Genomic DNA, 12820 nt, shown 5'->3' with positions numbered 1-12820 from the left:
TGACACCAGCTTAGGTTATTAGTATGCCGGTAAACGGCGAGAATCTGAATGGAATATTTTGACTGATTACATGGCTTTTTTTGCCAAAGGGATGTGATGAAAATGCTCAAACCAAGTTATTTTTGAAAGCGCTTTAATCGTCAAAAATCAAGGTGTACACTCGGGTGGTTGTGAAATGAGTTAAGTGTAGGGGGTCGTTAGTTATGAAGCTACAGTACTTAGGAACTGGGGCCGCGGAGCGCGTGCCAGCCTTGTTTTGTCATTGTCCGGTGTGCAACTATGCCCGTCAGCATGGCGGGAAAGATTTGCGCACTCAGACACAAGCCGTGATCGATGACGGGCAATTGTTAATTGATTTCCCGGGTGATACTTATTTGCATGCGCGGGCGTACGGGTTAGATTTTTCGGACTTCACAAATTTGCTAATTACGCATTGGCATAGCGACCACCTCTATGCGGAAGACTTAGCGCTACGGATGCACGGTTACGGTCAAAATTTACCTCAAACGTTAAATGTGTACGGCAATGCGTTTGTCGAACGATTTTATGAACGCGCCTTTAAACTGGAGGGCCGTCATGATGCGAGTCGTATCGTTTATCACTGCGAAAAGAATTTTAGTCGGTTCCAAGTTGGTCGCTATCAAGTTTGGTTGCTAGCCGCGCAACATGGGCATTATCGGGGTGACTGTTCGATCTATGTGATTCGTGATGCGACGGGTAAGACCATGCTTTGGACGCATGATGGCGCCTATTTCAGTGAACCGATGTTTCAATATCTAGTGGCTGAAAAGCTACACTTTGACTTCGTCTCACTGGACTGTAACAACCAAGCTCACGCTGGCGAGCCGGGAGGACCTCATATGGGGTGGCCGGATAATCAACGGTTGATCGCCCGGTTCGCTGAACTTGGCTTGGGTGATGCGCAAACGCATTATGTTGTGAGTCATTTTTCACATAATTCTGGGCTAAACCATGCCCAAATGGTGGCGTTAGTTCAGGGAAGTAACGTTGATGTGGCCTATGATGGGTTAACGGTTGAAATCTAAAGCGGTGCCTTGAAAGCGGGCTGAATCGGCCACTTGGTATAAGCCAACTAACAACTTTAGGCCCAAATGATGGCGCTTACCTAGCCCGACATCACCCGGTATGGTATATTTCAGTCGGATAAATAGATCAAGTTATGAATGACTAACTACGAGGAGGAATACTAAATGATAGTATGGCGTGGGTTACACGCAGAACAAGTTCAAGCGGTGAAAGCCGTTTGTGCTGTGGATGAGTTGAGCGACGTTGAATTGACCGTTGATTGTCGGCCTGGGGCGGCAGGCGTTGCCCTGACTCGTGACGGGTCGCAGGCAACCCTGATTTATGGTAGCAAGGTTGATTTGATGCGTGGGGCAGCGTTATTAGCGGGTAAAGCAACGCAAGCCACGACGTTTGAAATTGAGCAACGCCCACAATTCAAAGTGATGGCTGCTATGTTAGATGTGGCCCGTAACGGGGTGCCAACGGTTGCGATGCTTAAGCAGATGATCCAGCGTTTAGCTAGCATGGGTTATAACGAATTGTGGCTCTATTTAGAAGACTTATTTGAAATCCCAGAAGAACCTTACTTTGGCCGTGAACGTGGTCGCTACAGTCAAGCTCAGTTACATGAAGTGGCGCTATACGGTGATCGTTTTGGCGTCAAAATCGTACCAGCCGTCCAAACGTTGGCCCATGTTCACAACGCCTTGAAATGGGACGCGCATCACGCGGTCAAAGACACGGATGATACGCTATTGGTTGGTGCCCCGGCGACCAAGACTTTCTTGACCCACTTATTGCGGGCGGCGAGTGCGCCATTTATCACCAATAAGATTCATATTGGGATGGACGAAGCGTATCAACTAGGTCGCGGGAGTTACTTGGATCAAAATGGTTATACGGACCAACAAACGTTGATCTTGGCGCAATTAAAGATGGTTGTTGGGTTGACGAAAGAACTGGGGCTCAAGGCTTACATGTGGAGTGATCTCTGGTTTACCTTTGCGTCGCCAAAGCATGAAATGTATGATCCCGATGTGCATTTTGACGCTGACTTCAAGGCCAGTTTGCCACCGGTTGGTCAAGTTTACTGGGATTATTACCATGAAGATGAACAGACTTACCGTGACCGCTTTGCGCAACACTTTGAACTGAGTGATGACGTGGTCTTTGCCGGCGGTATCTGGACTTGGAGTGCTCTCGCACCGAACCAAAGCAAGATGCTGGCAACAGTTAAAGCCGGTCTGAATGCCGCTAAAGCGAGTGGCGTCGAACAAGTCGTCGCCACGATGTGGTTTGATGATGGGGCAGAAGTGCCACTGAGCGCATCTTGGTATGGGTTACAAGCCTTTGCCGCGTATCAATATCACGATGACGTGCAACCGGCAACGATTGATGACGAATATGCGTTGACGCAAGGTGAATCGCCAGAATTTTACAAACTATTGGATCAATTTGATAACTTTACCAAAGGCATTAACGCTGATGCTGATAATGTTAGCAAGATTGTGCTCTACGAAGACTTGTTATTGCAACGTTACCGGGAAAATTTGCAAAAAGCCGATATCAGTACACAGTATCAAGCCTTGATCAGCGCGCTTGGCAAGTTGCAAGTACGCGCGGATAATCGCCTGACATTGACGTTTTACAGGCAACTCGCGCAAACCGTTTTAGCGAAGTCACAAGCGCTACAAGCGGTGGCAAAACTTGGCGCTGCGGATGCGGCCGATGAGACTGCGACAGCCGCCTTGACGGCAATCACCGCCTGCAAGCAAGCACTCGTCAAATTATTAGGCTTGTTCCGTGAAGTTTGGCAGCAGCAACGCCGCGGCAACGGTTTTGAAATCATTGACGTGCGCTTGGGTGGTCAAATTGCGCGTTGTGACACCGTCAGTTGGCGGATTAAAGCCTGGCAAGCTGGTCGTGATGATTTAGCGGAGCTACATGAACCATTGTTGCCAATGGACAAGCGTAGCAACGGTCTGATTGGTCACGGGCTCTATAAGGAAATCGTCAGTGCCTGTGATATTTCGTTCTAGTGGGGTCAAGTTGTCATAAGTTGACTAATGTATAGACAACCATTATAAATTGTCTATGTGTATAATCAACTTGTTAATAAGTTTCACTTAACTAGAAAACTACTGCAAACTGGATGATAACAAGGCTAGGACTAACCTCGCTTGTGCGATCAATTTATGAGGCTAGCTAGTCCACCGAGTCAGTTGGTTAATTGCAGTGCTTAAGGTTAATTTTACGAGTCTGGGAATGCTTACCAGGCTCGTTTTTTTGAGGGAAAATCAACTAATTACAGTTACTGTGGCGGTACCCAGCGAGTCAAGTAAGTGTAAAATCAGACTGCTGGCGAACAACTGTAAATAGGCCGTTTACCCCTTCTTGTTGATTTTTGTACAAAAAATATACCTAATTTTACCTAAATCTTAAATTTGTTAACATATCCCTTAAGTTAGTTGATTGTTGCAACAAAAGAAAGCGGTTACTATAGCAAGTGTAATAAATGAAAGGAGGGAGAAACGATGGTACAAGATCCTATTGTTAACGACACAGTCGAATTACCGCCGGTTAAGAAAAAGTCTTTCTTTCGGCAGCTTCGAGACAACCGCGTGTTCTTACTCATGGTTGCGCCTGGGACGCTATTCTTAATCGTTTTCTTCTATATTCCAGTGTTGGCTAACGTTGTGGCCTTCCAAAATTTTCAATACTCAGATCAAGGCTTTATCTATAGTGTGCTTCACAGTCCTTGGGTTGGTTTCCAAAACTTCACGTTCTTCTTCAAGTCCGCGGACTTTTGGTTAGTTATTCGTAACACGATCGGGTACAATTTGACCTTCTTGTTACTGAACTTCTTCTTCGCCATCTTCTTTGGGGTTGTGATGAGTCAAATGCGGAATCAACGGTTGTTGAAGGTTTACCAAACTTCAATGTTATTCCCATACTTCTTGTCATGGGCGATTCTGTCATATTTCGTTTACGCCTTCCTCAGCTCGGATAAAGGGATCTTTAACCACATTATCCAAGCGATGGGTGGGACGCCAATTGACTTCTACAATACACCGTGGGTTTGGCCGTTCATCATTATCTTCCTAGGGGTTTGGAAAGGGATCGGTTATAACAGTATCCTTTACTTCGCCACCGCCATGGGGATTGACCCATCATACTATGATGCCGCAATGATGGATGGTGCGAACAAGTGGCAACAAATCAAGAATGTTACTTTGCCACACATCTTACCTGTTGCAACCTTAATGCTGATCTTGAACATCGGTGGGATCTTCCGGAGTGACTTCGGGCTGTTCTACTTAATTCCACGTTCTTCTGGGGCTTTAATCAATGTGACTCAAACGTTCGATACCTTTATTTATCGGGCATTAACGACTACCAACGATATTGGAATGTCAACCGCCGCTGGGCTATTACAATCCGTCGTCGGGGCCTTACTCATTATCGTCAGCAACTGGATTGTTCGTCGAGTACAACCAGAATCAGCGCTATTTTAGGAGGTGACGCCATTGCGTAAAAAAAAGCATATTTCAGCAGTTGAAATTCGCAAGTTCGGACCTGGCGCCAACCTGTTTTTCAACATTTTCCTTGGTATTTTCGCTTTAACTTGTATCTTGCCATTTTTCTTCATCATTATCTTGTCCTTGACGAAGGAATCGGATATTACCGCTTACGGGTATCAATTCTGGCCAAAGCATTGGACTTTCGCCAGTTACCAATACCTTTCACGGATGGGTCACCAAGTCTTAGTTTCACTTGGTGTGACAATATTCGTGACCATCGTTGGGACGATCATGAACAGTTTGTTTAGTTCCACTTATGCCTATGCCATCTCTCGTCGAGACTTCGCGTATGCTAAATTCTTTACGATTTTCGCTTTGATTTCAATGCTATTTGTTCCTGGGATGGTGCCAACATACTTGATTGTGACACAAATGTTGGGCTTGCAGGATAACATCTGGGCCTTGATCTTACCGATGAGTTTCGGGGTTTATAACGTGCTGATCATGCGAACGTTCTTCAAGACATCGATTCCGGAAGCCATTATTGAATCGGCGCGGATCGATGGTGCCAGTGAAATGCGGATCTTCTGGAACATCGTGGTCCCATTAGCGATTCCTGGGATTGCCACGATCAGTTTGTTTACGTCATTAGGTTACTGGAACGATTGGATGAACGCTTTACTTTACATCAACAAGGACAGTGTCACACCACTGCAATACTTGCTGGTCAAGATTCAAAACAATATCCAATACATGACTCAGAACATGTCCAACAACGGGGCGATCGCTGGTGCAACCAGTGTGCCAACCGAAGGGATGCGTTTCGCGGTCGTCGTAGTGGCAACGTTACCAATTGCGTTGACCTACCCATTCTTCCAAAAGTACTTCGTCAAAGGGATGACCATTGGCGGGGTCAAAGGTTAATTAATTCGAGCATCAGGTTGTGTTTAAATTTAATGCCGATGCGGGTGTCATTTCAGAGAACAGCTGACTTTCGTACCATTCAGAGATTCGGGATCTTATGTTTCAGCAGTGAGCTTGTTTGACCAAATGAAAAGCACGCATTGACTCATTCCGAGGAGGATGAAAAGTATGAACAAATTAATTAAAGGTGCAGCGGTTGTCAGTATTGCTGCATTAGGGACCATTGCCTTAGCTGGCTGTGGCAAGTCTGGTAGCGATTCTGCTAGCAAGATGACCACGGTTAACATGTATATGCCTGGGGATAAGCCTAAGAACTACTCAGCAATGATCAAAAAGGCTAACAAAGAAATTCATAAGACGTATAAAGATATTAACGTCAAAATGAACTTTATTGGCTGGGGCGATTATGCGCAAAAGTATAACGTCATGGTTACTTCTGGGAACAGCTACGATTTAGCATTCTCACAAAACTATACGAATAATGCCCTCAAAGGGGCCTACGCTGATATGACCAGCGAACTTAAGAGCGGTGTTGCCAAGAAGGCTTACAAAGAAGTTAACCCTTCATATTGGAAAGGCTTGAAAGTTAATGGTAAGATTTACGGCTTCCCTGTAAACGCTAACATCTATGCGCAAAACATGTTAACTTTCAACCAGTCATTCTTAGACAAAAATGATATTAAGATCAGTGGCGTGAACTCATACGCTAGCATGGAACCAGCTTTAGCGAAATTCCATAAAGCGAACCCTGGTGTCGCAGCCTTCGCGATTGGCCAAGGCTTCAAGGCTTCACCAGCGCACATGGACTTCCCATTGGGTAACGGCCTACCATTTGCCATTGATTCAAGTGGTAAGAGTAAGAAGATCGTTAACGTTTATGACACCACTGAAATGCGTGGTATCTTGAAGACCTTGCACAGCTATTATGAAAAGGGCTACATTCCTAAGGATGCTGCTACTTCAAGTACCCAATACAACTTGCAAGACAACACTTGGTTCGTTCGTCAAGAAACCCAAGGTCCTTACGATTACGGCGATTCAACCTTGGAAAACAATGCCGGTGGCAAGAAGATGCAATCTAAAGCCATCACTGATCCATACAAGTCATCAGCACAAGCACAAGTTGCTGTTTGGAACATCTCTAAGACTTCTAAGCACAAGACCGAAGCAATGAAAGTCTTGAACTTATTGAACACTGATAAGAAGCTCCTTAACAACATCACTTGGGGTCTTCAAGGTCAACAATGGAACTACACGGATGAAGCTAAGGGTAAGATCAAACTTACTAAGAAGTACAAACCAAACTACTTCATCGGCGCTTGGATGATGGGTAACAACAAGAACTTGTACACGCTTGATACCACAACTGATGCCATGATCAACAAACGTGATGCTGGCATTAAAGCGTCTAAGACTTCAGCTGCTTTAGGCTTCAACCCTGATACCAGCTCAATGAAGACTGAAATCACCAACTTGTCAAACGTTATGAGTAAGTACCTCGATATTCTTAACACTGGTACCGCTGATCCAGAACCAACCATCAAGAAGATGGATAAGGAACTGAAGACTGCCGGTTACGACAAGGTTCAAAAAGAATTACAAAAGCAATACGATGCCTTTCTTGCTAAACAATAATTAGCAATTAACGCGTTATCACAAAGAGGTCGGGTGCAACTTGCGCTACGACTTCTTTGTCTACATAGCCCTATTTTTTAAAGTGTCATGGAAAGGATGATTTGGGATGAGTCAACATTGGTGGCAAAGCGCGGTGGTTTATCAAATCTACCCCCGGAGTTTTCAAGATAGCAACGGTGATGGGATCGGTGATTTGCCCGGAATTATCAGTCGCCTCGACTATTTGCAAAAATTAGGCGTTGGCGCCATTTGGCTGAGCCCAGTTTATCAAAGTCCGAATGCGGATAATGGTTATGATATTTCCGATTACCAGGCCATTAATCCGGAGTATGGCACAATGGCTGACATGGATCGGTTAATTGCTGAAGCCAAGCGGCGTGGCATTCGCGTTGTTATGGATTTGGTGGTCAATCATACAAGTGATGAGCATGCCTGGTTCGTGAATGCCCGGGCTGATCAAGCTAGCCCGACGCGTGATTATTATGTCTGGTCAGATCCGGTCGATGGGCATGAACCGAATGACTTAACCTCGGGGTTCATTGGTGGTTCTGCTTGGGAAAAAGATGAGCCAAGCGGTCAATATTTCCTACATCTGTTCTCGGCCAAACAAATTGATTTAAATTGGCAGAATCCCAAGTTACGACAAGCCATTTACGACATGATGAACTTTTGGATCGATAAGGGCATCGGTGGTTTCCGGATGGATGTCATTGATATGATTGGCAAGGAACCGTTCAAAAAACGGCTCGTTAACGGAACTCATTTACATGATTATTTGCATGAGATGAATCGTCAAACGTGGGCTGACCGAGATTTCTTGACGGTCGGCGAGGCGTGGAGCGCGGGCCCGAAAGACGCCTTGCAATACAGCAATCCGGCGAACCAAGAGTTGAGTATGATTTTTCAGTTTGGTCACTTGTGGGCTGACCGTAAAGTTGGCGGGGAAAAGTGGGAAACCACACCGCTATCGGTGAAACGTTTGAAGCAGGCGCTATATGACTGCCAACGCGTTTTAGGGCAGCAAGGTTGGAACAGTTTATTTTGGAACAATCATGATTTACCACGCGCTGTGTCACGATTTGGGGCAACGACTGGGCCAAACCGTGAGTTGAGCGCCAAGATGTTGGCAATAACGTTGCACGGCTTAAAAGGGACCCCGTATTTGTATCAAGGCGAAGAAATCGGGATGACCGATTGTCCAGTTAACAAGATTGAACAAGTGAACGATGTTGAGGCACGTACGATCTATCGCCAATTACGCGACCGCGGTGAGTCCGAGTCCGCGGCAATGGCTAAATTGAATCGGTTTAGCCGGGACAACGCGCGGACGCCAATGCAGTGGGATACGAGTGCCAATGCTGGCTTTAGTACTGGTCAGCCGTGGCTAGCGGTTAATCCCAACTATACTCAAATTAACGTCCAAGCAACTTTAGCTGAATCGGACAGTATTTTTAACACTTATCAGCAATTGATCAAGTTGCGGCGAACGAATCCAGTCCTGCAAACTGGGACGTTTGCGGCGATTGAAGGTGTTCCAGATACCGTATTTGCGTATACCCGGACGTTGGCTGATCAGACTTGGTTGATCTGTAGTAACTTTAGCGCCGAACCGGTTGAAGTAAGGTTACCAGCACGGTCGGCGCACCGCTTAGTTGGCAACTATCCGGATTATCCTCAGCAGTTGGGAACTGTGAAATTACGGCCGTATGAGGCCTTCATGGTCGCTTTGGATGTGTAACTGATAGCGCTATCAAAAACAAGCGATTTTTGGTATGATTGAAGACGTTGTGACGACGTGAAAAGTGGTCACAAACCGTGACTTGACGGGAACGGCAATGGTAACAACAGCAAGGGGGAATTAGCATGGGACGTGCAGCAGATAAAATTTTTACAAGAATCTTTATCTTTTTAATTATGACGGTCTATTTCTGGATATTAACGGTAGCTGGTTTAGTCGTTTTAGGGATTGGTCCAGCACTGCGGACTGTGACTGAAATGTATATGGATAACGAATGGGATTATAAAAAATACGGCTTTGGCAAGGCTTGGCGTCGGTTTAAACAAGACTTTTGGCAAGAAAACTTGCATACGTGGTATTTCCCAGGCGCTGGGATTGTTTTAGCCTACAACCTTTACTTAAGCACCACGGTTAACCAAGCTTGGATGTTATTCGTGCAATTCGTGATCGTCGCCGCTTTGATTTTTGATTTCAGTTTGGCGATGTTTACGGCAATGTTACGCTCACACTATGATGTGTCCTTTAAAGATGCCGTTAAGTTAGCGATTGTGCAATTTTTCAGTAGTTTTATCCAACTATTAGTCTTCGTGATTGTGACGATCGTCTTGATCATTGTTTCCTTGAAATGGCCTGGCTTGATTCTATTCTTGAGCCCCGGCATTTACGTGTTTGCGACCGATGTCTTGTCACATCAATGGTATGCCAAAATCGATAAGATGCTTGAGGCGGCCTAAATGCGGGCGCGTGATTACATGATGCGGTCAAGTTTTGTCCGTTTGATCAAGCTTTACACAACCATCATCTCGGTGATGGTTGTTTTGGCAACCAGTGTTTTTGTACTCGTGAGTGTGCGAACTTATGATTCTGAGGTCCATCAAGCAGAAACAACGGCTGCGACCCAAGTTGGACAAACGATTGCCCAGAACCAACAACTGATCTCGCAATTTGCGACGCAGTTGACGGCTAATGCGGGCAATTTACCGAGTGTGGAAAAATATTTTGACTCATCACTGTCCGATTATAGCGATTACGCCATTAATAAAAGTATTAAAGGTGAGCCGTATTTCTTCTGGCCAACGGAATCGCGGCAATTCTTTGTCCAACATGACCAAGTCAGTCAACTCACGCTCCGACTAGGTAACCAGAAAAAGGTCTTTATGGCGACCCCAACCAATTCTGGTGGTGGACTGTATCCGGCTAAAGCCGTGACCCAACAGTTTGCAATCAGTGCACCGTTGGTCAATCAATATACGTTGGAGACGGATGGGGTCATCAGTCTCAGCTTTGATCAGACGGCGTTAAAGCGCCAATTACAGCAGTTACCAGCGACGCGGGCCTTTCAGATTGCGGTTGAGTCCGATGCGAACGATACGGTCTTTTACTATGCCGGTAAGCAGGTCAAGGCCCATTCCAAACAAGCTTTCAAACGCGCCTTAGCCGCTGATAACATGGCTCGTTTGCGTGGCTTTCACGTCAATACGAAAGACTTGCCCTCTGGTTATCAGTTAACGATGGTCGTTAATCAGGCGACGCTACATGCGTTGTTATTGGACCATGTTTTACCGTTGATCTTATTAGGGTTAGTGCTCCTATTAGGTTTAAGTATTGGACTCTGGTTGACTTTTAGACGTTATCAACATCAATTGAAAGCGATCGTGGTCTCAGTTCAAGATGTCTCAGATGGCAACTTGTCGGCGCGGGTCCCAGTCGATCTCAAGCCCACCGATTTACGAACGTTGGCGGATGGGATCAATGCGATGTTGGAAGAGATTCATGAACATATTAATACGATCTATCAGTTACAGATTGCGCAGCAAGAAGCGAACCGTAAAGCGTTGCAAGCGCAGATCAATCCCCATTTCATGTCGAACACGTTGGAATACATTCGGATGGCCGCCCTAGATGCTGACCAACCGGAACTGGCTAATGTGGTCTACAGTTTTGCGGCCTTATTGCGGAACAATACGGATTTGTCGCCGCGCACGACGATCAAGCAAGAGCTGAAATTTGTCGAAAAGTACGTCTTTTTATACCAAGTGCGTTTCCCAGATCGATTGGCTTATCAATTTCAAGTGGCGCCGGAAGTCGCTGACGTGGCGTTACCGAAGTTCAGTTTGCAGCCGCTAGTTGAAAACTACTTCGTGCATGGCGTCGATTTTGCCCGCCAAGACAATGCCTTGAGTGTGAAAGCTTGGCGGCAAGGTCAAACCGTCTATATCAAGATTATTAACAACGGGCGGCCGTTAACCGCCGCCGAAGTCAAAGCGGTCAACGTGAAGATGCGCCAACCATTAGATGCGGAACAACAAAAGTCGATTGGCTTACAAAATGTTTATTCACGACTGTTGGATACGTTTGGTGAGTCATTTACCATGGCAATCAGCAGTGATGGACAGCAAGGAGTGACAGTCAATGTGCAGTTTGATCTCAAAGAATAAACCGATGCGAAAAGTCATGCTAGTTGATGATGAGTACATGATCCTGCGTGGCTTAAAACGACTCGTTGACTGGGAAAGTCTTGGCTTAGAAATTGTGAATACGGAACAGAATCCACGTTTAGCAATCAAGTATTTACAGACGAATTCGATCGATATTTTGATTTCGGATATGAATATGCCAGAAATGGCGGGGCCTGAATTTGTGACGCGCGCCAAAGCGTTGCGACCGGAAATGGAATTAATCGTGATTTCTGGTTATTCAGATTTTGATTATGTCCATGCCGGCTTAAAACAAAACGCGGTCAATTATCTCCGTAAACCAATCGATACGGACGAGCTACTAGAAACGCTACACGGGACACTTGCCCGCATTGATGCGCGGCAGCAGGTGACGCAAAACGCGTCATTGGCGGTGCAAACACAAGTCCGCACCTTGCTAACAAGTGATGATGCCGCGCTACAGCAGCAGGTGTGCCAGTCGTTAGGGCTGCAGTTTGGTGAGACCCAGCCAATCCGTTTAATCGGTGTTCTGAATCCTTTACCCCCGAAAGATCTCGTGACGTATTTACGAGCCTTAACGACGGTCAAAGGGTTCTACACAGAAGCCAAGGATTTCATCATTATTTTTCAAGGAACGGCGGCAGAACTCGATGTCTTCATTGCCGAGGCACCCCATCAAATTGGGGCTGAACGCCGGCCGTTCTTAATCGGGGCGCCTTGCCAGACGATGGCGCTGTTGAAGCAGCGTTATCAGCAATTACGCCAAGAAATTGCGCGGCAGTACTTCTTTGAAACGGCGGCGGGGCTACGAGTCATGTTGCCGGAAAATCAAGAACAAGCAACTTTAGTGTTGCCGAGTTATTCAGATGTCAAAGACATGATCGATAATTTGGATTTTGCCGATTTTTCAGCTTGGTTGACGACGCAATTTGATGACATGAAACAGGCGAATGTTTCGGATGGCTATGCCCGTCAGTTTGCACTAGTTGTATTGCTCGTACTCAGTGATCATTTAACGACGGTCAATGACAAGTCGGCGACGATTGCGGCCATCAATCGCGCGCGTGACGTGAGTGATCTCAAAGCGACGCTATCGCAAATAGCCAAGTTAGCCAAGCAGCATGGCCGGCCCAAGTTTTCAAGAAATGTGACGGCCATGCGTCAATTGGCGCAACAACGTTTTTCGGAGCAATTGTCGCTAGCGATGGTCGCGGCCGAGTTACATTTAAACGCGGTCTACTTGGGGCAACAATTCAAGCAAGAGGTCGGCCGCAGCTTTTCTCAGTATCTCAATGACTATCGGGTTAACGTGGCCGTAGATTTGTTGCGCCACTCGGACCAAGATATTGGTCAAATTGCGACGATGATTGGGTATCAAAATTCGAGTTATTTCTTCAAATTGTTTAAGAATCAGACCGGGATGTCACCAGGGGAGTACCGTAAAGCGGGAACCAGCGGGCGTTGACCGTGAAAATTCGGTAAAAAGCCTAAAGCCATTCGGCAACTTGCCTTAAAAGTAGGGTTTTATTAACTAATGT

Annotated in this window: 9 protein-coding genes; all 9 read left to right on the top strand. The window is 46.0% G+C overall.

Going from position 1 to position 12820, the window contains the following annotated elements:
• Positions 1 to 203: 203 nt before the first annotated feature.
• The 9 genes from FFM70_RS00840 to FFM70_RS00800 all read left to right on the top strand — a co-directional run bounded on the left by FFM70_RS00840 (position 204) and on the right by FFM70_RS00800 (position 12747).
• On the top strand, positions 204 to 1046 hold the full coding sequence (locus tag FFM70_RS00840) for an MBL fold metallo-hydrolase (RefSeq protein ID WP_137614972.1): 843 nt from the start codon (positions 204 to 206) through the stop codon (positions 1044 to 1046).
• 165 nt (positions 1047 to 1211) lie between these two features.
• Positions 1212 to 3065, top strand: a complete 1854-nt coding sequence (locus tag FFM70_RS00835; protein ID WP_137614971.1) for a beta-N-acetylhexosaminidase — start codon at positions 1212 to 1214, stop codon at positions 3063 to 3065.
• A 495-nt stretch (positions 3066 to 3560) separates the two neighbouring features.
• The gene (locus FFM70_RS00830; RefSeq protein WP_137614970.1) at positions 3561 to 4541 is read left to right on the top strand and encodes an ABC transporter permease; all 981 of its coding nucleotides are present in this window, start codon (positions 3561 to 3563) and stop codon (positions 4539 to 4541) included.
• Positions 4542 to 4553: 12 nt separating this feature from the next.
• Entirely contained in the window at positions 4554 to 5471 is a 918-nt protein-coding gene (locus FFM70_RS00825; protein WP_137614969.1) for a carbohydrate ABC transporter permease, read from the top strand.
• Between the two features lie 168 nt (positions 5472 to 5639).
• Entirely contained in the window at positions 5640 to 7106 is a 1467-nt protein-coding gene (locus tag FFM70_RS00820; RefSeq protein ID WP_137614968.1) for an ABC transporter substrate-binding protein, read from the top strand.
• Positions 7107 to 7212: 106 nt separating this feature from the next.
• Complete coding sequence (locus tag FFM70_RS00815) at positions 7213 to 8844, top strand: glycoside hydrolase family 13 protein (protein WP_137614967.1); 1632 nt, start codon at positions 7213 to 7215, stop codon at positions 8842 to 8844.
• 125 nt (positions 8845 to 8969) lie between these two features.
• Positions 8970 to 9578: a YesL family protein gene (locus FFM70_RS00810; RefSeq protein WP_137614966.1), complete on the top strand. Its 609-nt coding sequence runs from the start codon at positions 8970 to 8972 to the stop codon at positions 9576 to 9578.
• Positions 9579 to 11282 carry a sensor histidine kinase gene (locus tag FFM70_RS00805; protein ID WP_137614965.1) on the top strand — a complete coding sequence of 568 codons (1704 nt, stop codon included), beginning with the start codon at positions 9579 to 9581 and terminating at the stop codon, positions 11280 to 11282. It begins immediately after the preceding gene.
• Positions 11257 to 12747, top strand: coding sequence for a response regulator transcription factor (locus tag FFM70_RS00800; RefSeq protein WP_223877393.1), 1491 nt, complete (start codon positions 11257 to 11259; stop codon positions 12745 to 12747). The genes FFM70_RS00805 and FFM70_RS00800 overlap by 26 nt, the downstream gene beginning before the upstream one ends.
• Positions 12748 to 12820: the final 73 nt, after the last annotated feature.

The sequence above is a fragment of the Lactiplantibacillus nangangensis genome, assembly GCF_005405065.1.
In the GTDB taxonomy this organism is placed as follows: domain Bacteria; phylum Bacillota; class Bacilli; order Lactobacillales; family Lactobacillaceae; genus Lactiplantibacillus; species Lactiplantibacillus nangangensis.
Note: the sequence above shows the minus strand (reverse complement) of the source record. Positions and strands in the feature narration are given on the sequence as shown.